Genomic DNA, 26,123 nt, shown 5'->3' on the forward strand with positions numbered 1-26,123 from the left:
ATTGATAGCTTTATGAACAACGCAAAACTTTTCGTCATCGAATACACCCTGCACGGCACCCCCAAGTCCTTCATCATCCGCTCGGAGAAGATGGACAACGCCGAGGCGTGGCACTGGGCAAGCTGCGACGCCGGTGTCGGCCGCATCGGCCGCTTTGGCCTGGAACGGGTGAAAAAGACCAGCAAGCCCCTGGCGGAAAAATTCGGTATCGAGAACGTCACCTGGCGACCGTCGACCTGAGCCAAGCGAGGTCGATGCCTTGCGGCGTGCGCTGCCAAAGCCGCCGGCCAGCCGCCTTGCCAGCGAAACCGGTACCTGCACCTGCGCAATTGAAAGTGGAGCCACGACAGGCTCCACTGTTTTTTTCGCCCCGCCACTGTTGCAGCACGTCAGTGATGCGCGCCCTTGGCGCAATCGCAGCCTTCGGTGGAGGCGCAGGGTTCGCCGTTGGCGTGGTGGCTGGCGCAGGCCTGGCAGCAGTAGTGCTTGCCGTGACGCACGATGGCATGGGCGCCGACCTTGCAGGTGCAGCCCGGACAGGCACAAGTCTCATTGGACATAAGGTGACTCCTTTGTGGTGGTCGTCGACGACGCGGATGTTGCCGCGTCTCTAGCAGTGTAGTAACTGCCCATCGCCGCCATTGGCCCCTGGTCGCGGCGGCTTCAGTTCCAGCCTTCCAGGCGCAAGGTCGCGCGCACCAGGCGCTGCTCCTCGTTTTCGATCTCCCGCAGGTTGTCGCAGAGGCCCTGGATATGCGCGATGGCGGCCTTGCGCGCCTGCTCCGGCAGGCGTCCGGTGACGGCGTTGTAGAGCCGCGCGTGCTGGCGGTCGATCTGGCGCTTCTGCGCCTGGCGGTGGTAGAGGTTGTTGACCGAGGCGAACACCGAATTGAGCAGCAGGTCGGTCAGCGAGCGCAGGGTCTGCACCAGTACCGGGTTGTGCGAGGCCTCGCAGATCGCCAGGTGGAAAGCGTGATCCAGGTGCGCGTGGGCCGAGGCATCAAGGGCCTGGTCGTGGGCGTCCAGCAGCGCCTGGTAAGCACGGCCGATCAGCACGAAATCGGCCTCGGTGCCGCGCAACGCCGCCAGCCGCGCCGACTCGCCTTCCAGCAGGCTGCGCACTTCGAACAGGTCGTAGAGGGTGCGCGGCTGGGAGCTGAACAGGTGCATCAGCGCCGAGGTCGTACCCTGCCCCGACAGTTGGGCGACAAACGAGCCCTTGCCCTGTTCGGTTTCGATGATGCCCCGCGCCCGCAGCAGCTTCAGGCCCTCGCGCAAAGCCGTGCGCGACACCCCGAGTTTTTCCGTGAGGCGCCGCTCCGAGGGCAGCAGTTGGCCGGTCTTGAGTACGCCGTCGACGATCAGGCGTTCGATGCGTTCACACACCACATCCGCCACCTGGGGCCGGGTCGAATCGCTCCTATGCATGCGCCCTCCACTGGTATGACCAGCTGTGAAGACAAAACCCGATCAAACGGATCCTCAGGCCATCCTGCTGATATGCCTGGCTTTTTATAAAAAACCCGGCGTCGACGACAAAACAAACTGGTTCGACCAGCATTCTGCCCCGTGGACAGTAAGGCCAGCCGGGCCAATGATGCAACTGAGCGGCCTGCCCCTGCCGGCCGCCTAATAAAAACAACTCAGGGTCGTTAGCCACCCATGAATATCCTCTACGACGAACGCGTCGACGGCGCGCTGCCCAGCGTCGATAAAGCGGCATTGCTCCAAGCGCTGCGCCAGCGCCTGCCCGACCTCGACCTGCTGCACCAGACGGAAGACCTCAAGCCCTACGAATGCGACGGCCTCTCGGCCTATCGCACCACGCCGATGCTGGTGGCCCTGCCGCGGCGTATCGAGCAGGTGCAGGAGCTGCTGCGGATCTGCCATGAACGGCGCGTGCCGGTGGTCGCCCGGGGGGCCGGCACCGGCCTCTCCGGTGGCGCCCTGCCCCTGGAACAAGGCGTGCTGCTGGTGATGGCGCGCTTCAACCAGATCCTGCATATCGACCCCGCCGCCCGCACCGCGCGGGTCCAGCCCGGGGTGCGCAACCTGGCGATCTCCCAGGCCGCCGCGCCGTTCGGCCTGTACTACGCCCCCGACCCGTCCTCGCAGATCGCCTGCTCGATCGGCGGCAACGTCGCGGAAAACGCCGGCGGCGTGCACTGCCTGAAATACGGCCTGACCGTGCACAACCTGCTCAAGGTGGAGATCCTCAGCGTCGAAGGCGAACGCCTGACCCTGGGCAGCGACGCCCTGGACGCGCCGGGTTTCGACCTGCTGGCGCTGTTCACCGGCTCCGAAGGCCTGCTCGGGATCATCACCGAAGTCACGGTCAAGCTGCTGCCCAAGCCGCAACTGGCCAAGGTGCTGCTGGCGGCCTTCGACTCGGTGGAAAAAGCCGGCCGCGCGGTGGCCGATATCATCGCCGCCGGCATCATCCCCGGCGGCCTGGAAATGATGGACAACCTGGCGCTCCGCGCCGCCGAGGACTTCATTCACGCCGGTTACCCGGTGGACGCCGAGGCCATCCTGCTGTGCGAGCTAGACGGTGTCGAAGCCGATGTCCACGACGACTGCGACCGGGTCCGCGCGGTGCTCGAACGGGCCGGCGCCACCGAGGTCCGCCAGGCCCGCGACGAAGCCGAACGGGTGCGTTTCTGGGCCGGGCGCAAGAACGCCTTCCCGGCGGTGGGTCGGCTGTCGCCGGACTACTACTGCATGGACGGCACCATTCCGCGCCGCGCACTGCCGGGGGTGCTCAAGGCCATCGCCGCGCTGGCCGCCGAATACCAGCTGCGGGTGGCCAATGTGTTCCATGCCGGCGACGGCAACATGCACCCGCTGATCCTGTTCGACGCCAACCAGCCCGGCGAACTGGACCGCGCCGAAGCCCTGGGCGGCAGGATCCTCGAACTGTGCGTGGCGGTCGGTGGCAGCATCACCGGCGAACACGGGGTCGGCCGGGAGAAAATCAACCAGATGTGCGCCCAGTTCAACAGCGACGAGCTGAGCCTGTTCCACGCGGTCAAGGCGGCCTTCGACCCCGGTGGCCTGCTCAACCCCGGCAAGAACATCCCGACCCTGCACCGCTGCGCCGAATTCGGCGCCATGCATGTGCACGCCGGGCAATTGCCCTTCCCCGAGCTGGAGCGTTTCTGATGACGGCACTCGCGAATAACGACGCCAGCGGCGAACTGCTGGAACAGGTCGGGCAGGCGCTGGCCGGCAATACCCCGCTGCTGATCCAGGGCGGCAACAGCAAGGCCTTTCTCGGGCGGATGAGTGCTGGAGAAGTGCTCGACACCCGCGCCCATCGCGGCATCGTCAGCTACGACCCGACCGAGCTGGTGGTGACCGTCCGCGCCGGCACGCCGCTTGCGGAACTGCTGGCCACGCTGGACGCCGCCGGGCAAATGCTGGCCTGCGAACCGCCGGCCTTCGGCGACGGCGCCACGGTCGGCGGCATGGTCGCCACCGGCTTGTCCGGCCCGCGGCGACCCTGGGCTGGCTCGGTGCGCGACTTCGTCCTCGGCAGCCGGGTGATCACCGGCACCGGCAAGCTCCTGCGCTTTGGCGGCGAGGTGATGAAAAACGTCGCCGGCTACGACTTCTCGCGCTTGCTGGTGGGCAGCTACGGTTGCCTGGGGGTGCTCACCGAGGTGTCGCTCAAGGTCCTGCCCAAACCGCCCCAGTGCCTCAGCCTGAGCCTGGAAATAGACAGCGCCAAGGCCCTGGCCCGCCTCGCCGACTGGGGCCAGCAACCGCTGCCCATCAGCGCCGCCAGCCATGACGGCCAGCGCCTGCACCTGCGCCTGGAGGGCGGCGAAGGCTCGGTGGCCGCGGCCCGCGACCGCCTGGGTGGCGAGCCGTTGGCGGCCGATTACTGGGCCAACCTCAACGAACAACGGCTGGCATTCTTCGACGAAGGCCTGCCGCTGTGGCGCCTGTCGCTGCCCAACAATACGGGGCCCCTGGAGCTGCCCGGCCAGCAGTTAATAGATTGGGCCGGCGCCCAGCGCTGGTTGAAATCCGCGGCGCCCGCGGAGCGCATCCGCAGCCTGGTGGAGCGCATCGGCGGCCATGCCACCTGCTACAGCCACGGCCTGGTGGACAGCCCGTTCCAGCCACTGCCGGCAGTGCTGCTGCGCTACCACCGCCAGCTCAAGGCGCAACTGGACCCGCAAGGGATCTTCAACCCCGGCCGGCTCTACGCCGAGCTCTGAACGCAGACCCCGAGCATGCAAACCACCCTGAGCGAACAGGCGCGCCAGCTGCCCCGCGCCGCGGAGGCCGAGAGCATCCTGCGCACCTGTGTGCACTGCGGTTTCTGCAACGCCACCTGCCCCACCTATCAGTTGCTGGGCGATGAGCTGGACGGACCGCGGGGGCGCATCTACCTGATCAAGCAGGTGCTGGAAGGCCACGAGGCCACGGCCAAGACCCAGCTGCACCTGGACCGCTGCCTGTCGTGCCGCAACTGCGAAACCACCTGCCCGTCCGGGGTGGATTACCACAACCTGCTGGACATCGGCCGCGCCGTGGTCGATGCCGCCGTGCCCCGGCCCCTCGGCCAGCGCCTGCTGCGCCAGGGCCTGCGCGCCCTGGCGCCGAACCCGGCGCTGTTCAAGGCGCTGCTCGGCACCGGCGCCACCTTGCGTCCGTGGCTGCCCGAGGCCGTGCAAGGCAAGCTGCCGCGCCAGGTGCAGCCGGCCAAGGCGCGTCCGGCCACGGCTCACGTGCGGCGTGTCTTGCTGCTGGAAGGCTGCGTGCAGGCGAGCCTGTCGCCCAACACCAATGCGGCGACGGCGCGGGTCCTCGACCGCCTGGGCATTGCCGTGCAAGCCGTGAGCGAGGCCGGCTGCTGTGGCGCCGTGGATTACCACCTGGACGCCCAGGAGGCCGGCCTGGAGCGGGCGCGGCGCAATATCGACGCCTGGTGGCCGCACCTGGAAAACGGTGCCGAAGCCCTGGTGCAGACCGCCAGCGGCTGCGGCGCCTTTATCAAGGATTACGGCCACCTGTTGGCCCACGACCCGCGTTATGCCGCCCGCGCCGAGCGGGTCAGCGCCCTGGCCAGGGACCTGGTGGAAGTGCTGCGCGACGAACCGCTGGAACAGTTGCACGCCCACAGCGACCAGCGCCTGGCCTTCCACTGCCCGTGCAGTCTGCAGCACGCGCAGAAACTCGACGGCGCGGTGGAGGCCGTGCTCAAGCGCCTGGGCTTCGAGCTCACCGAGGTGCCCGACGGCCACCTGTGCTGCGGTTCGGCGGGCACCTATTCGCTGACCCAGCCCGAGCTGGCGCGGCAACTGCGCGACAACAAGCTCAATGCCCTGGAAAGCGGCCGGCCCGAAGTCATAGCCACCGCCAATATCGGCTGCCAGACCCACCTCGACGGTGCTGGGCGTACCCCGGTGCGGCACTGGATCGAACTGGTCGAGGCCGCCCTGCCACCCCTGAATACTTCCCATCAATCAGCTACGCCCTGAAAGGAGCACGCCATGCACAGCAAAGCCGTACTGGGTCAGCGCGAAGTCCAGCGCATCCTGATCGCCGCGCGGGACGAGGCCGAGCGCAACCAGTGGGCGGTGAGCATCGCCATCGTCGACGACGGCGGCCATCCGCTGGCCCTCGAACGCCTGGACGGCTGCGCGCCGGTCAGCGCCTACATCGCCGTGGAAAAAGCCCGCACCGCGGCCCTCGGCCGACGCGAGTCCAAGGGCTATGAAGAAATGGTCAACGGCGGGCGCACGGCGTTTCTCTCGGCGCCGCTGCTGACTTCGCTGGAAGGCGGCGTGCCGGTGGTGTTCGACGGCCAGGTGATCGGCGCGGTCGGGGTGTCCGGGGTCAAGTCCAGGGAGGATGCCCAGGTGGCGCGGTTCGCCGCTCGGGCACTGGATTGAAAATCTGGACCGCTGCGCGGTCCATCGCGAGCAAGCTCGCTCCTACAGGGTTCTGCGCCGTCCATGTAGGAGCGAGCTTGCTCGCGATAGGGCCGGAAAATCCGCCGCCCCGACGCCTGCCTCACATCACCAACTGCGCGATCAGCCAGGCGTTGGCCCCGCTGATAACGGCGAACAGGCTCCAGGCAAGGACGCGGGTCGGCCAGCGGTTGACGAACACGCCCATCAACTGCGGGTCGCTGGTCATGCGGATCAACGGGTACAGGGCGAACGGCAGTTGCAGGCTGAGCACCACCTGGCTCAGCACCAGCAACTGGCCGACCGCGCCGTCGCCCATCAGCCACACGCCGACGAAGGCCGGCACCAGCGCCAGGCCGCGGGTGATCAGGCGCCGCTGCCAGCACGGCAGGCGCAGGTTCAGGTAGCCCTCCATGATCACCTGGCCGGCGATGGTGCCGGTGAAGGTCGAGCTCTGCCCCGAGGCCAGCAAGGCCACGCCAAACAGCACGCTGGCCAGCGCCCCGCCCACCAGCGGGTCGAGCAGGTGATAGGCGTCCTGCAACTCCACCACCTCGGTGTGCCCGGTGCCGTGGAAGGCCGCGGCGGCGAGGATCAGGATCGCTGCGTTGACCAGCAGCGCCAAGGCCAGGGAGCCGATGGTGTCGATGCGCGCCAGCTTGATCGCATCCCGCCGGCTGGCCTCGTCCCGGCCCACCAGGCGGGTCTGCACGATGGAAGTGTGCAGGTACAGGTTATGCGGCATCACGGTGGCGCCGAGGATACCGATCGCCAGGTACAGCGGCGCGGCTTCGCTGATTGCCGCCAGCGACGGCGTGAAGCCCCGCGCCACGTCCGGCCAGTAGGGCTTGATCAACAGCAACTCGACGAAAAAGCACAGGCCGATGGTGCCCACCAGCACCAGCATGATCGCCTCCAGGCGGCGGAAGCCGCGGTTCTGCAGGGCGAGAATCAACAGGGTGTCGAAGGCGGTGATGACAATCCCGGTGGTCAGCGAGACCCCGAGCAACAGGTGGAACGCCAGGGCGCACCCCAGGACCTCGGCCAGGTCGGTGGCGATGATCGACACCTCCGCCAGCAGCCACTGGGTGCGCGCCGTGCGGGTGCTGTAGCGCTGCCGGCAAAGCTGCGCCAGGTCGCGCCCGGTGGCGATGCCCAGGCGCGAACACAGGCATTGCACCGCCATGCCCGCAAGGCTCGCCAGCAGCACCACGAACAGCAGGTTGTAGCCATAGCGCGAGCCGGCCTCGATGGCGGTGGCCCAGTTGCCGGGGTCCATGTAGCCGATGGAAATCAGCAGGCCGGGGCCGGCGAAGCGCAGGATGCGCTTGAACAGCGGCGCGCTGGGATCGACGACGATGGTGCCGGCGACTTCCGGCGGGCAAAAGGGTGCGGTACCGACTTTGGGGAGAGTGAATTTCACGCGGGCATCCGGAAGGCTGGAACGGTGGCCCAGCTTAGACGTTTCAGCGAACCGGCCCAAGCCTTGATAGCGCCCTGCCCCGGCCTTTTGCAGCCTGCCTCTGTAGGAGCGAAGCTGGCTCGCGATAGCGGCATATCAGTCACCACCACAGATGAGCCGCCCCCTTTTCCCAAACCACCCTACACCGACCGGACGCTCCTACAGCGCCAGTGTTTTCAGGCATGATGCGGGGCAGCCATCCGCGGAGCCGCGCCATGAACACTCCAGCCCAACCCACTGTCGCCCTGGCGATGCGTTCGTATTCCGGGCAGGTCGAGCTGCACCATCACGATTTTCCGCAAATCGTGCTGCCGCAGTCGGGGGCGATGGAAATCGAGGTGGACGGCCGTGGCGGCAAGGTCGATGCCAGCCAGGGCGTGGTGATTGCGCCGGGAGCCCGGCATAGCTTCCTGGCCGAGCGCCGTAACACCTTTCTGGTGCTCGACCTGGATAGCTCCGGCAACGAGGCGCCTCTGGCCGATAGCCGCTTCTTCGCCATCGACCCGCAGATCCGCCACCTGCTCGGCTATGCCAGCCACAGCGGCGCGTTGCTCAGCTCCTCCAGCCCGGTCGCCAGCGCCTGGAGCGCCCTGCTGCTGGCCTGCCTGGCCCGCCCGACGCCGAGCGCGCCGCAACGCCAGACGCTGGTGCGGGCCCTGACCTACATCGAGCAGCACCTGGGCAGCCCGCTGAGCGCCCGCGCCATCGCCCAGGCCGCGGGGGTCAGCGAGCGCAGCCTGTACCTGCTGTTCGAGCGGGACATGCACAGCACGCCTTTCGCCTACATTTCGACCCTGCGCCTGGACCGCGCCATCGACCTGCTCGGCCGTACCCTGCTGCCCATCAGCGAGATCGCCCAGCGGGTCGGCTACGCCGATCAGAGTGCCCTGACCCACGCCTTGAAGAAGGCGCGCAACCAGACCCCGGCCGCCCTGCGCAAGGCCGCTCGCGACGCCCAGGCGCAGGCTGCGACAAGAGTTCGGCAGGCCTGATCAATACCGCCGTCGCGGCGGCTTCTATGCTGGCCACACCGCCCTTGCCTCGGTGTGCCTATGACCGCCATCCACTCAACCAGCCTCGCCCCCTCCCGCAGCGGCGCCGCCACCGCCATCGGCGTGATCGCGGTGTTCCTCTGGTCATGCCTGGCGCTGCTGACCACCCTCACCGCCGGCATTCCCCCCTTCCAGTTGCTGGCCCTGAGCTTTGCCGTGGCCTGCGGCGCCAGCCTGGTATTGCTCGGCTTGCGGGGGCGCGCCGGTTTTCGTGGCTGGCGCCAGCCCTGGCCGGTCTGGGCCCTGGGGTTCGGCGGGATCTTTGCCTACCACGCGCTGTATTTCTTCGCCCTGAAAGCCGCGCCGGCCGCCGAGGCCAGCCTGATCGCCTACCTCTGGCCGTTGCTGATCGTGTTACTGGCGGCCAGGGCCGGCGGCGAACCGCTGCGCGGCCGACAACTGACCGGTGCCTTGCTGGGGCTGGCCGGCACCGCGTTCATCATGCAGCAACGCGCTTCCAGCCAGGTCGGCGCGATGCCGGTGGCGGGTTACCTGGCGGCATTCGGCTGCGCCCTGGTGTGGTCCGGCTACTCGGTGCTCAACCGCCGTTTCAGCAGCGTGCCCAGCAGCCTGATCGGCGGCATCTGCGGGCTGGTGGCGCTGGCCGGGGCGCTCTGCCACCTGATGTTCGAAAGCCCGGTGCAACCGGACCTCAAGCAATGGCTGGCGATCATCGGCCTGGGGCTGGGCCCGGTCGGCCTGGCCTTCTTCGCCTGGGACCACGCCACCAAACACGGCAACCTGGCCACGCTCGGCGCGCTGTCGTACCTGGCGCCGTTGATCTCCACCCTGCTGCTGATCATCATCGGGCAAAGCCCGGCCAGTGTGTGGCTGCTGGTGCCGGCGTTGCTGATTATCGCCGGGGCGGTGCTGGCGACGTCGGGGGCCCGTTCTGCCCAGGGCGATGAGCAAAAACTGTCACACCGATAAGCGCAGCGAAGGCCGCTCCCGCGCCCTTTTATCCGAAATTCCGCGCCACCGCATATCCCGCTGGAGTGCCCCGCGACAGCCATGGGAAGATGCGCGCCCCAACGCGCTCACTCTGGAGAATCTGCATGTCCCTGTTCGGTAAACACGCCGCGGTCCTGGTCCTGGCGGCGCTGGCCGGCTTCAGCGCCCTGGAGGTGTCCGCGGCCCAGCCGACGAACAACAAGGCCAAGGTCGAGACCGTCTCGATGCTTGGCGGCAAGTTCAAGTTCAGCCTGCCCAAGGGTTTCATCGCCAACCCGCTGCCGGCCGGCGACGAAGCCAGCGGCACCGCCGGCGCCACCGGCACTATGTACACCAACGCCAGCACCAAGACCGTGGTCATCGCCGCGCAGAACCTGATCCCCGATGCGGTGCAGGCCAAGGACAACGACGCACAGTTCCTCGACAGCGCGGTGTCGGGCTTCCTCTCGCAACAGGCGGCAGCCCTGCCGGATTTCAGCAAGCAGAGCGAAAAAAGCATGACCCGCGGCGGCCTCGGCCTGCGCCAGATCGACAGCACCGCGACCCAGGGCGGCGGCATGACCCAGAGCTCCACCCTGCTGGCCGGCTCGGGCAACCGCATGGCGGTGGTGCAGGTGATTTCGCGGATCGGCGACAAGGCCAATCACGACAAGCTGGTCAGCCAGATCGTCGGCAAGTAAGCGCAGCGGCACAGCGGCCGCGGCGGGTTCACGGCTTCAAGGGTTGAGGCTGAGCAACCAGCGGTTCAGGTCCTGGAGCTCGGTGTCGCTGATGGTATGGCCGATGCCCGGGTAGGCATGGAATTGCGGAGCCAGGCCCAGGCCGCGCAACAGGCTGTCGACCTCGGAGCCGTCGCTGTAAGGCAGGCGCATGTCCGCGGTGCCATGGGCGATGAAGATCGCCAGCCGCTCCAGGCCCACGCCGCTCTTGAGCTGCGAGCGCAGCACCGGCAGGATCTTCCCGCTCAGGGCGGCAATCCCGCGGACCGCCTGGGGATGGCGCAGGCCCAGCTCGTAGGCCATGATCGCGCCCTGGCTGAAGCCCACCAGGAACACCCGGTCGGCGCGGGTGTGGTACTTGGCGAGCGCCTGCCGCACGAACTCGTCGATCAGCTTGGCACTGTCGGCCAGCTCGGCGGTCACCCCGTCGTAAGCGCCTTCGCCCTGCTTGTGAAACCACTGGTAACTGCCCTCTTCCACGGTCTGCGGCGCCCGTACCGAGAGGTAGGTGTAATCCGCCGGCAACCCATCCTTGAGGCCGAACAGGTCCTCTTCATTGCTGCCGTAGCCGTGGAGAAAAATCACCAAAGGCCGGTCGCGGGAATCGGCCGGAGCCTGTTCCAGATAGCGCAGCGGCAGGTCGTCGTGCAGCACCGTCTGCGCCTGGGCAGTGGCGCAAACACTTAGCAGCAACAGGGCCAGGAACTTGAACATGGGACGTCCTTCCGGGTGGGCAGGCCTGGCGGTGTGGCCTGGCCTGCAAGCAGGGGAAACGCTCGGCCATCATCAGGCCGGCGCACGTCTCAATCGTTGGTCAGCTTGCCGCTACGGATCGGCTCGCGGCCGGCGACCTTGGCCTGCCAGATGCCCGGCTCGGTGTAGCGGCTGCGGTCCAGGGCGAACAGCACGCCGCTGGTGGCGGCGCGCACCACGCTGACGATGTCGTTCAGCGGGTCGACCACCTCGAAGATCGCATCACCCCGCTCCACCCATTCGCCAGCCTCGCGCAGGAAGCTGACCACCCCATGGTGCGGGGCGAACAGGTATTGGGTGCCTTCGAACGGCATGCCCTCGCAGCAGGCGTCCGGGGTCGCCGGCCATTGGCCGTCGATAAACCCCTGCTCGGCGAGAAAACCGAGGATCGCTTCACAGTTGGCCTGGGCCTGTTCGACCCGGGTGTCGCCCATGCTGCCCAGCTCCAGGGTGGTGGCGAGGTTGGCCGGGGGAATCGCCGCCCGCGGGAAATCGCGGGCCAGGCGCAGCCAGGGCGTGGAGCAGGATTCGTCGAACGAGCTGCCGCCGGAGTCTTCGCAGAGCAGCGCCACCCCAGCCTTCAGCCGCGCGGCCAGGGGCTGCCACTGCGGCCAGTGCTGGGGCAACGCGTACAGATGGATCGCCGCTTCGAAATCGCAGTGCAGGTCGAGGGTGATGTCGGCGTCGCAGGCATGGCGCAGCAGCAGGCGTTGCAGGGCCTGGAGTTGCGAGGTCGGGGCTGGCAGGCGGTCGAGGACGTCGCCCATGGTCTGGCGGATCAAGGCGACGTTGGCCGCCGCATCGCTGCCCAGGCGGTCACCGATCAGGTCGCCCACCGGGCCACTGAGTTCGACGAAGGCGCGGTTGAAGTTCTTCCCGCTGCCGCTTTCGAAACGTCCCAGGTGGCTGCTTTGCAGGTGCTGGTCGAGGCCGATGGGGTTGGCCACCGGCACCAGCTCGATCACGCCCTTGAGTTGCCCCTGGGCTTCCAGTTCGCTCAGGCGTTTTTTCAGTTCCCAGGCGGTGCGCATGCCCGGCAATTCGTCGGCGTGCAGGCTGGCCTGGATATAGACCTTGCGGCTGCCGCCGCCAAAACGGAACACGCTGAGCTGGCGCTGGGTGCCCAGGTGGCTCCAGGGCAAGGAATGGTCGATGCGTTGCATGAAGGGCTCCGGAAGAAAAATGGAGTTCGGCGGGGGCCGTAGCCTGAGGCATTTGCGCGGCCGTGAAAAGGTCGTCGTCCGATGTCGGGTGGCGCGGGCTTCTGTAGCCGCTGCCGCAGGCTGCGATAAGGCCGAAGGCCTTCAGCGATCTCAAGGTCCCTGCGCGCCCTGCGGGGTCGATCGCAGCCTCGCGGGCTCGGCAGCGGCTACAGGAGTGCCCCATCGCACGGGGTAAATAGCACTCATGAAAAAGGCGGCCCCGGTAAACGGTAGCCGCCTTTTTCAGCCCGGCGAATTACTCGCCGTAGACGTCGAACTTGAAGTACTTGTCCTGCACGGCCTTGTACTTGCCGTTGGCGCGGATCTCAGTAATGGCGGTGTTGAATTTCTCGGCCAGGGCGGTATCGCCCTTGCGCACGGCAATGCCGGCGCCGCCACCGAAGTACTTCGGATCGTTGTACTCGGGACCGACGAAGGCGAAGCCCTTGCCGGCGTCGGTTTTCAGGAAGCCGTCGTCGAGGTTGACCGAGTCGGCCAGCAGCGCGTCGATGCGACCGGACACCATGTCCAGGTTGGCTTCCTGCTGGGAGCCGTAACGCACCAGGTTGATCCCGGCCGGCACCAGCACCTCGGTGGCGAAACGGTCATGGGTACTGGCGCGCAGCACCCCGACTTTCTTGCCCTTGAGTTCGGTCAGCGGGTCCTTGACCTCGGTGCCTTCCTTCATCACGAAGCGGGCCGGGGTGTGGTAGTACTTGATGGTGAAGTCGACGTTCTTCTTGCGGTCGTCGGTGATGGTCATGGACGACAGGATGGCGTCGATCTTGCGCACTTTCAGCGCCGGGATCAGGCCGTCGAATTCCTGTTCGACCCAGGTGCATTTGACGTTCATCTGCTCGCACAGCGCGTCGCCGATATCCACGTCGAAACCGGTGAGCTTGCCGTCGGGGGTTTTCATCGAGAATGGCGGGTAGCCGGCTTCGATACCGATGCGGATCGGCTTGGCATCGTCAGCCACGGCGCTCAGGGACAGCATGGACAGTGCCAGGGCACCGAACAGTACAAGCTTCTTCATTTATAACTCCCGTAGACGGAGGCTTTTATTGGCAGAAAGGTTCGATTGGGGGAAATCGAAGTGGCCAGCAGTCTAGAGCGGCGCCCGGGAGGCAAATTGTGTTTATGCGACAAATACTTATATAAAATCCACACCTGCATTCAGGCGTCGGGCAAGCCGCCCTGCTGCCGCCGTCGGCGTATCGCGAACGGTTCGGGCGTGGGGAGAAGGTGGTCGCCGAGTGATGGGCCGAGCGGGAGAACGTCATCGCGGGCCAGCCTCGCGCCTACAGAAGCCTGTTTCGTTGGCGTGACTGAAGGGCTGCTTCCGTAGGAGCGAGCGGGCGGCGATCCGACTTGCCCGCGAAAGGGCCGGCTCAGCCCTCCTCAATCCTCCGGCTTGCGCAGCAGGTAGGTGTCCATGATCCAGCCATTGGCCTGCCGCGCCGCCTTGCGCACTTGCTGGATCTGCCCCGCGACTTCCTTGAGCCGGCCGGCAATCAGGATTTCCTCCGGCGTACCGAGGTAGGCGCCCCAGTAGATCTCCAGGTCCTGGTCCGCCACCTGGCGATAGGAGTCCTCGGCGTCGAGCATCACCACCAGGCTGTCGGCATCGCTCACCTGCCCCGCCGCCAGTCGCCGGCCGGTGGTGATCTCCACCGAGCGGCCGATGCGGTTCAACGGCACCTTATGCTGCGCCGCCAAGGCCTGGACGCTGGTGATGCCGGGGATCACCTCGAACTCGAACGCACAGCGGCCGCTGGCCAGGATCGCCTGCAGGATGCGGATGGTGCTGTCGTACAGCGCCGGATCGCCCCAGGCCAGGAAAGCCCCGGTTTCGCCGTCCGCCAGTTCCTCGTCGATCAGCCGCTCGAAGGTGTGCTGCTTGTCGCGGTTCAGCTCGGCGACGCTGGCCTGGTAATCCACCTCGGCGCCGCGCAGTCGCTCCGGGCTTTGCGCTTCGACAAAACGGTAGCCGGGCCGCTCGATGTAGCGCTCGCAGATTTCCCGGCGCAGGTCGATCAGCGCATCCTTGCTCTGGCCCTTGTCCATCAGGAAGAACACATCGCTGCGATTGAGCGCCTTGACCGCCTGCAGGGTGATGTAGTCGGGGTTGCCGGCGCCAATGCCGATGATCAGGAGGGTTTTCACGTGGGGCAGGTCTCGATGGCGAATCGGAAATGGAGTATGGCCGGGTTGTCGCGGCGCGTCACAAAGCGGCCGCCGGGCGGCCTATCGCGAGCAAGCTCGCTCCTACAATGATTTGCGCCACCCCTGTAGGAGCGAGCTTGCTCGCGAAAAAAATCCCCAGGCCACGCCGAGCCAAGCCCGCTAATCGCGCTGATCCAGGCGCAAGCGCCAGCGCCCGTTGAAGCGCAGTTCGACCTGGGCCAGCGGCTCGACATCGATGGCATTGAAACTGGCCAGCGGGCACTGCATGACGTGCACCAACGCCGCGCGGATGACCAGCGGATGGGTCACCGCCAGCACATGCCCGGGCTGCTCGCACAGCGACGCCAGCCACGCCGCGACCCGCTCGCACAGCTGCGCCACCGACTCGCCGCCATGGGGCGCCAACTGGCTGTCGGCCAGCCAGGCTTGCACGGCCTCGGGCTGCTCGCGCTGCAGAGAGTCAATGGACAGGCCCTGCCAGCGGCCCATGTCACAGTCGCGCAACGCCGCCACCGCCTCCACGCTGGCGCCATACAGGGCGGCGGTCTGCCGCGTCCGTTGCTCCGGCCCGCTGAGCAGCCGCGGCGCCCCCTTGAACGCGCCGGCCCGCGAACCCGCCAGCGCCTGCCAGTCCATCTCCAGCGGTTCGTCCAGCGGGAAACGCGCCAGCTTCTGGGCGACGGTCCGGGCATGGCAGATCAGGGTCAAGCGGGTGGCCGGCACGGGGAATCTCTCGACGTTGAATGGACGCAGTGGGCAATGTGGCTGCGTTTGTATCATGGGCCGCCGAGGGATTCCCAACTTGTCGCAGCCGAACCTAGGCGCTGGCGATCCCCGGCCGGGCCAGGTACAGCACCTCGTAGCGTTCGGCGCCGCGCGCGCTGTCGGGCGCGCTGGCCGACAGGGTGAAGCGCACCAGCTCCCAGGCCTGCAGGTCGAGGGCGACGAACACGGCGAAGGTGTCCGGGTCATCGGCCAGCCGCTGGTTGTGTTCGACCTGCTCGGCCAGCAACCTGGCCCGGTCCGCCAGCGGATCGATCGCCAGCGCCTCGCGATAGAGCGTCCGTGCCTGGTTGGCGCGCCCGCGACGCCAGTCCAGGGGCAACCAGGACTCGATGTGCGGGCGGCCGAAGGAGTCGATCACGCTGTCGAAACCGCTGCCCATGAGAAACCGGGCGGCGCCCGCCGGGTCGGCCCAGAGGTAGATCGAGGCGTACAGGTTATGCCGCGCGCCGTGCACGCCCCGCTCCTGCCCGGCGAAGACCTTGAACAGCAACCCGTCGACCTCGTCCCACAAGGGCCCGCGATCTGCGGCGCGGTGGCGGATCACGCCCATGTCGTAATCGGCGGGCAAGCGGTGTGAATACTGTTTGGCCAACATGGCGGTGCTCCTGTGCTTGAGGGTGTGGCCAGCTTGCTCAGGGCCAGCCATTACAACAAGATATCTGCACATATATCTACGATAAGCATTCGATATGAGCGAACCCGTCAAGCCGCTGGACATCGACACCGTGCACGCCTTCGTGCTGATCGCCGACTTCGGCAGTTTCACCCGCGCCGCCCAGGCGCTGGACACCTCCCAGGCCGCCATCAGCCTCAAGCTCAAGCGCCTGGAGGAACGCCTCGGCTATCGCCTGCTGGAGCGCACGCCCCGGCATGTGCGCCTGACGCCGGTCGGCGAGCAGTTCATGCAGGCCGCCCGCGACCTGCTGCGCGCCCATGAGCGGGCCCTGGGCGACATGCAGGCGGCGCCGGCGCGACGGCTGATCATCGGCATCAGCGACCACGTGGCCGGCGCGGAACTGCCGCACCTGCTGAGCCGCATCGCCGCCTACGATCCGCTACTGATCATCGAGGTGCGCATCGCCTCCTCCCGGGACCTGACGGCGGCCTTCGACCGCGAGGAACTGGACGCGGTCATCGTGCGCAACGAAGGCGCGCGCCAGGACGGCGAAGTGCTGGTGGCCGAGCGCTTCGGCTGGTTCGCCGCGCCGGCCTGGCAGCAGGCTCCGGGCACCCCGCTGCGGCTGGCGACCATGGCCGCGCCCTGTGGCGTGCGGCATGTCGCCGTGCAGGTGCTGGACGACGCTGGCATTGCCTGGACCGAAGTCTTTATCGGCGGCGGCGTGATGGCCGTGTGCGCCGCAGTCAGCGCCGGGCTCGGGGTCGCGGCGCTGGCCCATCGGGTGGCGCCGGCCGGCGCGGTGGAAGTCGGCGAACGCCTCGGGCTGCCGGTGCTGCCGGTCAGTGAAATCATCTTGCTTGCGCGGCCCACCGACGCCCGCTCCGAGGAAACCCTGCGCGCCCTCAGTGCCGCCTTTCGCGGCACCCTGCCGCGCTGACGGCGCGCCCCAAAAAACCTCGAACACCCAATAAACCCGGGCTTTCACGCCCCCTTTTGGCGCATTTCAGGGCGCCTTTATTTTTCACTGGACATGTAGCGTAAATTACATAAATACTGTTTTCACTTTCAGTGAAACAAAAACGACATCCACTTGCGAAGGCGTTTTTATGCCGTCTCTCAGAGACCAGATCACCGACCCGGCCCTCGACCTCACGCCTTCGGAGCGCAAGGTCATCCGTGCCCTGCTCGACCATTACCCGCGCAACGGCCTGGGGCCCATGTCGCGGCTGGCCGAACACGCCGGCGTCAGCGACCCGACCATCGTGCGGCTGGTGAAAAAACTCGGTTTCGGCGGTTATGCGCAGTTCCAGGAAGCGCTGCTCAGCGACATGGACGCTCGCCTGCGCTCGCCCAGCACCCTGTTGCAACCGCGGGCCCAGGTGCCCCGGGACGATGCCTGGAGCCATTACCTGCAAGGCAGCCTGCGCAGCCTGGAACAGACCCAGGCCCTGACCCAGCCCGAAGACGTGCGCATCCTGGTCGACTGGCTGCTGGACAGCCGACACGCGCTGTACTGCTACGGCGGGCGCTTCAGCAACTTTCTCGCCAGCTACCTGCTCAATCACCTGCGCCTGATGCGCCCCGGCTGCGTGGCCCTGGACGATAACGCGCAACTGCCCGACCGCCTGTATGACGTGCAGCGCCAGGACATCGTCCTGCTGTTCGACTACCGCCGCTACCAGAGCCAGGCCCTGCGCGTGGCCAGCGCGGCCAAGGCGCGGCACGCGCGGGTGGTGCTGTTCACCGACATCTATGCCTCGCCCCTGCGGGAGCTGGCGGACCTGATCATCAGTGCCCCGGTGGAGTCGGCCTCGGCCTTCGACACCCTGGTGCCGGCGCTGGCCCAGGTCGAGGCGCTGGTCGCCAGCCTGACCCTGCGCAGCACCGACCTGGACCGACGCCTGGAGGGCATCGACGCCCTGCGCAACGAATTCGCCACTCACCTGCTGGAGGACAAATAAGGATGGTCTGCCTTCCCCACCAATCGCCCCGCGACCTGCCATTCACCCTCGATCGCACCGCCCTGCTGCTGGTGGACATGCAACGGGCCTGGCTCGAGCCGCAGCTGGATCCGCATTTGCAGGTGCCGGACGCCGAGTACTTCCTCAAGCGCACCCGCGAGCAGGTGATTCCCAACCAGCAGAAGCTGCTGGCGGCCATGCGCGGCGCCCGGCAGAACGTGCTGCACACCATTATCGAAAGCCTAACCGCCGATGGCCGCGACCGTTCGCTGGACCACAAGCTGTCGGACATGCACCTGCCCAAGGGCAGCCCGCAGGCGGCGATCATCGATCCGCTCGCGGCGCGGGAGAACGAAATCGTCCTGCCCAAGACCTCCTCCGGGGTCTTCAACTCGACCAACATCGACTACGTGCTGCGCAACCTGCAGACCCGTCACCTGATCGTCGCCGGCATCGTCACCGACCAGTGCGTCGACATGGCGGTGCGCGACGCCGCCGACCGCGGTTACCTGGTGACCCTGGTGGAAGACGCCTGCGCCACCTACACCGACGCCCGGCACCAGGCCTGCCTGAACGCGATCAAGGGCTACTGCTGGATCACCGACACCCAGACCGTGCTCGGCCGCCTGCGGGAGATGCAGGCATGAGCCGGAACAGCGAGCCGTTGCGGCCGGTGGCCATGACCACCCTGCTCACCACCGACCTGATTGGCGTCAGCCGTGGCCGCTCGTTCCCCAGCGACGAACTGGACAGCTACACCAGCGCCGGCTGCGGCTGGGTACCGGCCAACAGCGCGCTGACCCCGCAGGACATCATTGCCGAACCCAACCCCTGGGGCGCCCGTGGCGACCTGCGGCTGATCCCCGACCTGGCCAGCCGAGTCCAGGTCGGCAACGGCCCGGACGCCAGCGCCTCGCCGCTGGACTTCATCCACGCCGACATCTGCGAGACCGACGGCCAGCCCTGGGCCGCCTGCCCGCGCACCCTGCTGCGCAACGAGGTGCAGCGCTACGCCAGCGAGCTGGGGCTGCAGGTCACCGCCGCCTTCGAGCACGAATTCAACCTGCACAGCGCCACCGCGCAACCGGAGCGCCTGGCCTTCTCCCTGCAGGCCCAGCGCCAGGGCGCGGACTTCGGCGGCTGGCTGCTCAGCGCCTTGCGCGCCGCGGGCGTCGAGCCGGAAATGTTCCTGCCCGAATACGGCAAGCACCAGTACGAAATCACCTGCCGCCCGACCCAGGGCGTGGCCGCCGCCGACCGCGCGGTGAACGTGCGCGAGATCACCCGCGAGATCGCCCGGCAACTCGGCCATGGCCTGAGCTTCGCGCCCAAGACCGCGGAGCACGCGGTGTGCAATGGCGTGCACCTGCACCTGAGCCTGCAGGACCTGGACGGCGCGCCGGTGCTGTATGAGGAAGGACGGGCCAACAGCCTGTCGTCCCTCGGCCAATTCTGGGCCGCCGGGGTGCTCAAGTACCTGCCGGCGCTCTGCGCCTTTACCGCGCCGACACCGATTTCCTACGCCCGCTTGCAGCCCCATCACTGGAGCGCCTCCTACGCCTGCCTGGGCCAGCGCAACCGCGAAGCCTCGCTGCGCATCTGCCCCACCGTGAGCCTCGGCGGCAAGCCGGTGGCGCCGCAGTACAACCTGGAATTTCGCGCGCTGGACGCCACCGCCTCGCCGCACCTGGCCATGGCCGCGGTGCTGATCGCCGGGCGCCTGGGCATCGAACAGAAGTTGCCACTGCGCGCCGTGACCGACGAAGTACCGGACGAACTGAGCGCGCAGCAGCGCCAGGACCGCGGCATCGTCGCCCTTCCGGCTTCGTTGCCGCAGGCGCTGGACTGCCTGCGCAACTGTCCGGAACTGCTGCAAGCACTGCCAGCCCCGCTGCTGGACACCTATTTCGCCGTCAAACACAAGGAAGTAGAACTGACCGAGCACCTGACCCCTGCCCAACTCTGTGAGCACTATGCACACCTGTACTGAAACCGCTGAACTGGGGCTGTACACCCAACCGGCCTACCGGCTGCTGCGGGAAGATTCCGCGCACCCGCTGATCCTCGTCTGCGAACACGCCAGCCGTTATATCCCGGCGGCGCTCAACGACCTCGGCCTGGACCCGGAAGCGGCGCGTGAGCACATCGCCTGGGACCCCGGCGCCCTGGAGCTGGCGCAAAGCCTGTCGCAGACCCTCGGCGCCACCCTGCTGACGGCCAATTATTCGCGGCTGCTGATCGACCTCAACCGCCCGTGCCAGGCCCACGACAGCATTCCGTTGCAGAGCGAGATCTACCAGATCCCGGGCAACCAGCACCTCGACGAAGCCACCCGCGAGTACCGCCGCAAGCAGCTGTTCAGGCCCTTTCATGCGCGCCTGAGCGGGCTGATCGACGCACGCCTGGCCGCGGGCCGGCCGGTGCGGGTGGTGGGCATCCACAGTTTTACCCCGCTGTACTACGGCCAGCGCCGCACGCTGGAGATGGGCGTGCTGTTCGATCGCGCCGAGGGTTACGCCCGGCGCCTGCTGGAAGGCATGTCGGTCCACGACGTGAAGATCGCCGGCAACGAGCCGTACAAGATCGACGCCCTGGGCGACATGACCGTGCCGGCCCACGGCGATGCCCGCGGGCTGGATTCGGTATTGATCGAAGTGCGCAACGACCTGCTGCGCACCCCGCAGGCCATACAGTGCTGGACGGATTATCTGGCACCGCTGTTGTAGAAAAAGCTGTACATCAGGATGGAGCTGTCGTTGTAAAAAAGCTGTTTGCTGTACCGGTACAACAACTATAAAAAACCGCCGTGGCGTGTCTTTAAACCTGCCAGGTTCAAATACATTGCTTGCCTCTGCAGGTCGTCCTTCGACCTCAGCGACAGGCTCCCGCCCCCCCTTTGGCTGACAAGGAGAACCTCTTCATGGAGATTGAAGAATTCGGCTACAAACAGGAACTCAAGCGCGGCCTGACGCTGCGCGACCTGGTGGTCTACGGGATGATTTTCATGATCCCCATCGCCCCGTTCGGGGTCTACGGCTATGTAAACCAGGAAGCACCGGGCATGGTGCCGCTGGCCTACATCATCGGCATGCTGGCGATGCTCTTCACCGCCCTCAGCTACGGCAGCATGGCCCGCGCCTTTCCCATCGCCGGCTCGGTCTATTCCTATGCCCAGCGCGGGCTCAACCCCCATGTCGGCTTCATCGCCGGCTGGCTGATGCTGCTCGACTACCTGCTGATTCCGCCGTTGCTGTACGTCTACGCGGCCATGGCGCTGAACCACCTGTACCCGGACATTCCCAAGGTCGGCTTCATCCTCGCGTTCCTGGTCAGCGCCACCTTCGTCAACCTGCGCGGCATCACCTTCACCGCACGGATGAACATCGTGTTCCTCCTGGCGCAACTGGTGGTGCTGGGGATCTTCCTGTTCTACGCCTGGAACGCCCTGCATGGTGGCGCCGGTAACGGCCAGCTGACCCTGGCGCCGCTGTACCACCCGGAGAATTTCCACTTCGGCATGCTGATGCAGGGCGTGTCGATCGCCGTGCTGTCGTTCCTCGGTTTCGATGCCATTTCCACCCTGGCCGAAGAGATCAAGAGCGAGCCGGGCAAGAGCGTCGGCCGCGCCGCGCTGATCACCCTGCTGGTGATGGGCGCGATCTTCGTGGTGCAGACCTGGATCGCCACCGACCTGGCCGCCGGCATGGGCTTCAAGTCGGCCGACACCGCCTTCTACGAGATCGCCGAAATCGCCGGCGGCAGCTGGCTGGCGACCCTGACCGCAGTGGCCACCGCGCTGGCCTGGGGCGTGGCGGTGGCCATCACCTCGCAAGCGGCCGTGTCGCGCCTGCTGTTCGGCATGGCCCGCGACGGCAAGCTGCCGAAAATCCTGGCCAAGGTCCATCCCAAGCACAACACGCCACACGTCAGCATCTACCTGGTGGCCGTGCTGTCGCTGCTGATCTGCTACCTGTTCATCAACTCGGTGGACACCCTCACCTCCCTGGTGAACTTCGGCGCTCTCAGCGGTTTCATGCTGTTGCACCTGACCGTGATCAATCACTACTGGCGTCGCAACCAGTCGGCCCAGGTACTGCGGCATCTGATTTGTCCGGTGATCGGCTTTCTAATTGTCTGCGCGATCATGTACAACATGGGGGTCGATGCGCAGAAACTCGGTTGCATCTGGATCGCCATCGGCCTGGTCTACCTGTTTTTCCTCAACAAGCTGGGCGCCAATACGGCGCTGGCCGATCCACTTTAATCAACACCCCCGGCCGCCGCGGCACCATGAAGGTGCTCCGGCGAATCCGAGTGGGCGCCGACAGGTGCCTGCGTGCCACCGCCCGCCCATGCGGGCAGTGGCAGTAATGCGTGGAAACCGACAGTGATTGTCAGGTTCGGCGCCCCGGGTTTCGCGACCAGGCGTCGATCATTTTGATACAGGAGTGCATCCATGCTGGTCTTACGCCCAGTTGCGCCAGACGATTTGCCGGAGTTGCAACGGCTGGCCCGTGAAAGCCTGGTGGGGGTGACGTCCCTGCCGGACGATCGACAACACCTTTTGGACAAGATTCTCGACTCCTGCGCCTCCTTCGCCGCCAACGTGCAGGCTCCGGGGCCGGAGAACTATTTTTTTGTCCTGCACGACCCGGCCAGCGGCCAGTTGCGCGGCTGTTCGGAAATCCTCGCCATGGCCGGGTTTTGCGCGCCCTTCTACAGCCTGCGCAACCGGCCCTTCGTCAGCAGCTCGCGGGAGCTGAACGTGCAGCACGGCGTGCCGACCCTGTCGCTGTGCCAGGACCTGAGCAACCACAGCCTGCTGCGCGGCTTTCATATCGACCCGGACCTGGTGGGCACGCCGATGGCGGAGTTGCTCTCCAGGGCCCGCCTGCTGTTCATCGCCGCCCATGGCGCGCGTTTCGCCGACACCAGCATCACCGAGATCGTCGGCTACAGCAGCGACGACGGCCATTCGCCGTTCTGGGATGCCCTGGGCAAGCACTTCTTCGACCTGCCCTATGTCGAGGCCGAACGCCTGTGCGGCCTGCAAAGCCGCAGCTTCCTCGCCGACCTGATGCCGCAGTACCCGATCTACATCCCGATGCTGCCCAAGGCGGCCCAGGACTGCATCGGCCAGGTCCACCCGCAGGGTCGCGAGGCCTACGAGATCCTGCTGCGCGAGGGGTTCGAAGCCAACCACTATGTCGACCTGTTCGACGGCGGCCCGACGCTGTACGCCCGCCACAACGGCGTTCGCTCCATTCGCCAGAGCCTGATCGCCAACGCCTGCCCGGGCCCGCAGAGCGGCAACGGCCGGGCCTGGCTGGCGAGCAACGAGCGGCTGGGGCAATACCGGGCGGCCCTGGTGCACCTGGACGAAGCCCCCGGCGACCTGGTCAACCTTGACCCGCAAACCTTCCAGGCCCTGCACCTGCAAACCGGCGACCCGGTACGGCTGGTCGCCCTATGAAGAACCCCGGACACGTTTGCATTCGCCGCCTGAACAGGCGCGCAGAAGGAGCTGCATCATGATCGTTCGCCCGGTACGCGTGACCGACCTGCCCGCGTTGATGGCCCTGGCCCGGCGCGCAGGCCTGGGGCTGACCAGCCTGCCGGCCAACCAGGAGCGCCTGACCCACCGGATTCGCTGGGCCCAGCGGACCTTTGCCGAGCAGGTGGAACGGGCCGACGCCGACTACCTGTTCGTGCTCGAGGACGACGACCAGCAAGTGATCGGCATCAGCGCCCTGACCGGCGCGGTGGGCCTGCGCGAACCCTGGTACAGCTACCGGGTCGGCATGACCGTCAATTCGGCGCCGCACCTGGGCATCCGGCGGCAGATCCCGACCCTGTTCCTGAACAACGAGATGACCGGCCAATCGGAACTCTGCTCGCTGTTCCTGCGCCCCGACCAGCGCCGTGACACCAACGGCCGCCTGCTGTCCCTGGCGCGCCTGTTGTTCGTCGCCGAGTTCCCGCACCTGTTCGGCGACAAGCTGATCGCCGAGCTGCGCGGCAAGGGCGACGAGAACGGCTGCTCGCCATTCTGGAACAGCCTGGGCCGGCACTTTCTGCAGATGGATTTCGTCCAGGCCGACCACCTGTCCAGCCTCGGCCACAAACCCTTTATCGCCGAACTGCTGCCGCGCCAGCCGCTGTACACCTGCCTGCTCAGCGAACCGGCCCAGGCCGCGATCGGCCAGGCCCACGAAAACGCCGAGGCGGCGCTGGCCATCCTGCGCCACGAAGGTTTTGCCCATCAGGGCCATATCGACATCTTCGACGGCGGGCCGGTGATCGAGGCCGAGCTGAGCAAAGTCCGCGCGGTACGCGAAAGCCAGGTGTTGCCACTGCTGGTCGGCACCCCGGACGACGACGCGCCGACCTGGCTGATCCACAACCGCCGGCTGGAAAGCTGCCGCGTCACCCGCGCCCGCGCTCGCCTGGTGTCCGGCTGCCTGCTGGTGGATCGCCTCAGCGCCAAGCGCCTGCAAGTGCAGCCGGGCGACCTGGTGCGCGCCGTGCCGCTGCTGGCCACCCAGGCCAAGGCGGCCGCGGCCGAAAGCCCAAGGACGGCGCTGGCCGATGCCTGAGCGGCGCCACGGGCCGCATCGGACTCATTCGAGCTTGAATCCGTCATCCAGCGGCACCCGGTAGCCGTTGGCCAGGCGATTGGTTTCGTTAGCCATGCCGACCACCGCCTGCAACTCACCGAACATCGCCTCCGTCATCCCCGCCTTGCGCGCCGCGGCGGTGTGCGAAGCGATGCAATACGGACAGTTGTTGGTGACGCTCACCGCGACGTAGATCAGCTCCTTGGTCAGCGGATCGAGCGCCCCCGGCGCCATGATCTCCTTGAGACTGTCCCAGGTACGACGCAAGGTCGGCGGATGGGCCGCCAGGCATTTCCAGAAGTTGTTCACCTGGTCGACCCGGCGGGTGCGCATGATGTCGTCGAACACCGCCCGCACTTCCGGGCTGGCGTCGACGTATTCGGTGAGGTGGCTGCTCATTGAAGGCTCCGCTGTGGGGGACGAGGCTTTCGAGTATAGGCAGAGGGATCGGGGGCGCCTGCAGCCATTCCCTTGTAGCCGCTGCCGAGCCTGCGAGGCTGCGATAGGACCGCAGGTCCTCCAGCGGTCTCGAGATCCTTGCGCCTGCTGCGCAGTCGATCGCAGCCTCGCGGGCTCGGCAGCGGCTACAGGGTCCGGCCATGCAGAAAATGCAGTGCGTCTGTTCCTGCAATCAACGCTTGGCCGACAGCTCCATGATCATCCGCGCCAGCAGATAGATCCGTGGCGCCACGCTCTCGACTTCGGCGTACTCCTCGGGGGTGTGGATATTGCCACCGACGATGCCGAAGCCATCCAGGGTCGGCGTGCCGACGCCGGCCGAGAGGCTGGAGTCCGCCGCCCCGCCGCTGCCCTCGATGGTCAGCTTGCGCCCCAGCTCGCCGTAGATGCCCTGGGCCATGGCCACCAGCGCATCGGACTTCTCGGTCTGTGGCATCGGCGGCAAGCCGCGCTGCAAGGTGGTCTTGACTTCGGTGTCGGCGATCAGCTTGTTGGCCGAGACCCGCGCCAGATCCTTCTCGATGCGGTCGAACTCCTCCGGCACCGCCGCCCGCACATCCGCCTTGGCGGTGGCCTGGTCGGGAATCACATTGGTCCGGTCGCCGGCCTTGAGCACGGTGAAGTTGATGGTGGTTTTCTTCTCTTCGTCCCCCAGCTTGCCCAGTTGCAGGATCTGGTGCGCCGCCTCCATCGCCGCGTTGCGCCCCAGCTCCGGCGCGACGCCGGCGTGAGCGGCCTTGCCCTTGACCTCCACCAGCGCCGTGGCGCTGCCCTTGCGCCACACCACCAGGCCATCGGCCGGGCGCCCCGGTTCCAGGTTCAAGGTCACGTCGTGGGCCTTGGCGGTTTTCTTGATCAGCTCGGTGGCGATCTCGGAACCGGTTTCCTCGCTGGCATCGAGCAGGAAGGTGATCTGTGCGTAGTCCTTGAACTTGAGGTTATCCAGGACCTTCAGCGCGTAGATCCCGGCGACGATGCCGCCCTTGTCGTCCATCACTCCCGGGCCATAGGCGCGGCCATCCTGGATGCGGAACGGCCGCTCGGCCGCGGTGCCTTCCTTGAACACCGTGTCCATGTGCGCCATCAGCAGGATCCTGGCCTTGCCGGTGCCCTTGAGCGTGGCCAGCACATGGCTGCCGCCGGCCGTGCCGTTGGGGACTTTTTCGATGCTGGCGCCAAGCTTCTTCAGCTCGGCGATGGCGATGTCGCTCACCTGGTCCAGCCCCGCCTCGTAGCCGGAGCCCGAGTCGATATTCACCAGGCGCTCCAACAGTTTCAGGGCGTCGCCCTGGTATTGCTGCGCATCGTTCTGCACTTGTGGGTGGGGGGCGGCGCTGGCGTGGATGGCCAGCAGGCCAAGGGCGAGGGTCAGGCCGATACGGGCGGCCAGCAATGAGCGAGGGGAAGTCTGCGTCATGAATCGGTCCTTGT

27 protein-coding genes are annotated in these 26,123 nt (G+C 66.8%); 16 read left to right on the top strand and 11 right to left on the bottom strand.

Features of this window, described 5'->3' with window-relative positions; translation table 11 throughout:
* Positions 1–12 precede the first annotated feature (12 nt).
* Complete coding sequence (locus J4E58_RS25440) at positions 13–240, top strand: DUF6555 family protein (RefSeq protein WP_007930743.1); 228 nt, start codon at positions 13–15, stop codon at positions 238–240.
* Between the two features lie 149 nt (positions 241–389).
* Here the strand turns inward: J4E58_RS25440 and J4E58_RS25445 are convergent, their stop codons facing one another.
* Both J4E58_RS25445 and glcC read right to left on the bottom strand, forming a co-directional pair.
* Complete coding sequence (locus J4E58_RS25445) at positions 390–560, bottom strand: metallothionein (RefSeq protein ID WP_007930741.1); 171 nt, start codon at positions 558–560, stop codon at positions 390–392.
* A 103-nt stretch (positions 561–663) separates the two neighbouring features.
* Complete coding sequence (gene glcC / locus J4E58_RS25450) at positions 664–1,428, bottom strand: transcriptional regulator GlcC (protein ID WP_087088337.1); 765 nt, start codon at positions 1,426–1,428, stop codon at positions 664–666.
* A gap of 234 nt (positions 1,429–1,662) precedes the next feature.
* Here glcC and glcD point away from each other — a divergent pair, with 234 nt between their 5' ends.
* From glcD to J4E58_RS25470, 4 genes are read left to right on the top strand one after another with little or no spacing between them, the layout of a single operon-like run.
* Positions 1,663–3,162 carry a glycolate oxidase subunit GlcD gene (gene glcD / locus J4E58_RS25455; protein WP_087088339.1) on the top strand — a complete coding sequence of 500 codons (1,500 nt, stop codon included), beginning with the start codon at positions 1,663–1,665 and terminating at the stop codon, positions 3,160–3,162.
* Entirely contained in the window at positions 3,162–4,226 is a 1,065-nt protein-coding gene (glcE, locus tag J4E58_RS25460; protein ID WP_087088341.1) for a glycolate oxidase subunit GlcE, read from the top strand. Before glcD ends, glcE begins: the two co-directional genes overlap by 1 nt.
* Before the next feature lie 15 nt (positions 4,227–4,241).
* Positions 4,242–5,492 (top strand): glycolate oxidase subunit GlcF, encoded by a 1,251-nt coding sequence (gene glcF / locus J4E58_RS25465; protein WP_087088342.1) that lies wholly within the window; start codon positions 4,242–4,244, stop codon positions 5,490–5,492.
* Between the two features lie 12 nt (positions 5,493–5,504).
* Entirely contained in the window at positions 5,505–5,906 is a 402-nt protein-coding gene (locus J4E58_RS25470) for a heme-binding protein (protein ID WP_087088344.1), read from the top strand.
* 121 nt (positions 5,907–6,027) lie between these two features.
* Here J4E58_RS25470 and J4E58_RS25475 read toward each other — a convergent pair whose 3' ends face one another.
* Entirely contained in the window at positions 6,028–7,347 is a 1,320-nt protein-coding gene (locus J4E58_RS25475; protein WP_087088346.1) for an Nramp family divalent metal transporter, read from the bottom strand.
* A gap of 254 nt (positions 7,348–7,601) precedes the next feature.
* Between J4E58_RS25475 and J4E58_RS25480 the strand changes: the two genes are divergently transcribed.
* From J4E58_RS25480 to J4E58_RS25490, 3 genes are all read left to right on the top strand, one after another.
* Positions 7,602–8,378 carry an AraC family transcriptional regulator gene (locus J4E58_RS25480; RefSeq protein WP_087088348.1) on the top strand — a complete coding sequence of 259 codons (777 nt, stop codon included), beginning with the start codon at positions 7,602–7,604 and terminating at the stop codon, positions 8,376–8,378.
* Positions 8,379–8,438: 60 nt separating this feature from the next.
* Entirely contained in the window at positions 8,439–9,368 is a 930-nt protein-coding gene (locus tag J4E58_RS25485; protein ID WP_087088350.1) for a DMT family transporter, read from the top strand.
* A 125-nt stretch (positions 9,369–9,493) separates the two neighbouring features.
* Entirely contained in the window at positions 9,494–10,069 is a 576-nt protein-coding gene (locus tag J4E58_RS25490) for a hypothetical protein (protein ID WP_053260487.1), read from the top strand.
* A gap of 36 nt (positions 10,070–10,105) precedes the next feature.
* Here the strand turns inward: J4E58_RS25490 and J4E58_RS25495 are convergent, their stop codons facing one another.
* The 6 genes from J4E58_RS25495 to J4E58_RS25520 all read right to left on the bottom strand — a co-directional run bounded on the left by J4E58_RS25495 (position 10,106) and on the right by J4E58_RS25520 (position 15,631).
* Complete coding sequence (locus J4E58_RS25495; RefSeq protein ID WP_087088352.1) at positions 10,106–10,822, bottom strand: alpha/beta hydrolase; 717 nt, start codon at positions 10,820–10,822, stop codon at positions 10,106–10,108.
* A gap of 89 nt (positions 10,823–10,911) precedes the next feature.
* Positions 10,912–12,024 carry a succinylglutamate desuccinylase/aspartoacylase family protein gene (locus J4E58_RS25500; RefSeq protein ID WP_087088355.1) on the bottom strand — a complete coding sequence of 371 codons (1,113 nt, stop codon included), beginning with the start codon at positions 12,022–12,024 and terminating at the stop codon, positions 10,912–10,914.
* A 295-nt stretch (positions 12,025–12,319) separates the two neighbouring features.
* On the bottom strand, positions 12,320–13,099 hold the full coding sequence (locus J4E58_RS25505) for an ABC transporter substrate-binding protein (protein ID WP_053260484.1): 780 nt from the start codon (positions 13,097–13,099) through the stop codon (positions 12,320–12,322).
* A 365-nt stretch (positions 13,100–13,464) separates the two neighbouring features.
* Positions 13,465–14,229, bottom strand: coding sequence for a precorrin-6A synthase (deacetylating) (cobF, locus tag J4E58_RS25510; protein WP_087088357.1), 765 nt, complete (start codon positions 14,227–14,229; stop codon positions 13,465–13,467).
* Between the two features lie 180 nt (positions 14,230–14,409).
* Positions 14,410–14,973: a histidine phosphatase family protein gene (locus J4E58_RS25515; protein ID WP_087088359.1), complete on the bottom strand. Its 564-nt coding sequence runs from the start codon at positions 14,971–14,973 to the stop codon at positions 14,410–14,412.
* Positions 14,974–15,067: 94 nt separating this feature from the next.
* Positions 15,068–15,631, bottom strand: coding sequence for a DUF4865 family protein (locus J4E58_RS25520; protein ID WP_087088361.1), 564 nt, complete (start codon positions 15,629–15,631; stop codon positions 15,068–15,070).
* Between the two features lie 94 nt (positions 15,632–15,725).
* Here J4E58_RS25520 and J4E58_RS25525 point away from each other — a divergent pair, with 94 nt between their 5' ends.
* From J4E58_RS25525 to astA, 8 genes are all read left to right on the top strand, one after another.
* Positions 15,726–16,592, top strand: coding sequence for a LysR family transcriptional regulator (locus tag J4E58_RS25525; RefSeq protein ID WP_087088363.1), 867 nt, complete (start codon positions 15,726–15,728; stop codon positions 16,590–16,592).
* 169 nt (positions 16,593–16,761) lie between these two features.
* On the top strand, positions 16,762–17,616 hold the full coding sequence (locus tag J4E58_RS25530; RefSeq protein ID WP_007932586.1) for a MurR/RpiR family transcriptional regulator: 855 nt from the start codon (positions 16,762–16,764) through the stop codon (positions 17,614–17,616).
* Positions 17,617–17,618: 2 nt separating this feature from the next.
* A complete protein-coding gene (locus tag J4E58_RS25535) occupies positions 17,619–18,263 on the top strand; it encodes an isochorismatase family cysteine hydrolase (RefSeq protein WP_007932585.1) in 645 nt (214 codons plus the stop codon).
* Positions 18,260–19,606, top strand: coding sequence for a glutamine synthetase family protein (locus tag J4E58_RS25540; protein ID WP_087088365.1), 1,347 nt, complete (start codon positions 18,260–18,262; stop codon positions 19,604–19,606). The genes J4E58_RS25535 and J4E58_RS25540 overlap by 4 nt, the downstream gene beginning before the upstream one ends.
* Positions 19,590–20,342 (top strand): N-formylglutamate amidohydrolase, encoded by a 753-nt coding sequence (locus J4E58_RS25545; RefSeq protein WP_007932583.1) that lies wholly within the window; start codon positions 19,590–19,592, stop codon positions 20,340–20,342. The genes J4E58_RS25540 and J4E58_RS25545 overlap by 17 nt, the downstream gene beginning before the upstream one ends.
* Before the next feature lie 194 nt (positions 20,343–20,536).
* Positions 20,537–21,880 (top strand): APC family permease, encoded by a 1,344-nt coding sequence (locus J4E58_RS25550; protein WP_007932582.1) that lies wholly within the window; start codon positions 20,537–20,539, stop codon positions 21,878–21,880.
* A 192-nt stretch (positions 21,881–22,072) separates the two neighbouring features.
* The gene (locus tag J4E58_RS25555; protein ID WP_087088367.1) at positions 22,073–23,089 is read left to right on the top strand and encodes an arginine N-succinyltransferase; all 1,017 of its coding nucleotides are present in this window, start codon (positions 22,073–22,075) and stop codon (positions 23,087–23,089) included.
* A gap of 58 nt (positions 23,090–23,147) precedes the next feature.
* Positions 23,148–24,212, top strand: coding sequence for an arginine N-succinyltransferase (astA, locus tag J4E58_RS25560; RefSeq protein ID WP_087088369.1), 1,065 nt, complete (start codon positions 23,148–23,150; stop codon positions 24,210–24,212).
* 24 nt (positions 24,213–24,236) lie between these two features.
* Here astA and J4E58_RS25565 read toward each other — a convergent pair whose 3' ends face one another.
* Positions 24,237–24,632, bottom strand: a complete 396-nt coding sequence (locus J4E58_RS25565; RefSeq protein ID WP_007932579.1) for a carboxymuconolactone decarboxylase family protein — start codon at positions 24,630–24,632, stop codon at positions 24,237–24,239.
* A gap of 232 nt (positions 24,633–24,864) precedes the next feature.
* Positions 24,865–26,109, bottom strand: a complete 1,245-nt coding sequence (locus J4E58_RS25570) for a M20/M25/M40 family metallo-hydrolase (protein WP_087088371.1) — start codon at positions 26,107–26,109, stop codon at positions 24,865–24,867.
* Positions 26,110–26,123: the final 14 nt, after the last annotated feature.

Source organism: Pseudomonas sp. FW305-25 (assembly GCF_017351415.1).
In the GTDB taxonomy this organism is placed as follows: domain Bacteria; phylum Pseudomonadota; class Gammaproteobacteria; order Pseudomonadales; family Pseudomonadaceae; genus Aquipseudomonas; species Aquipseudomonas chlororaphis.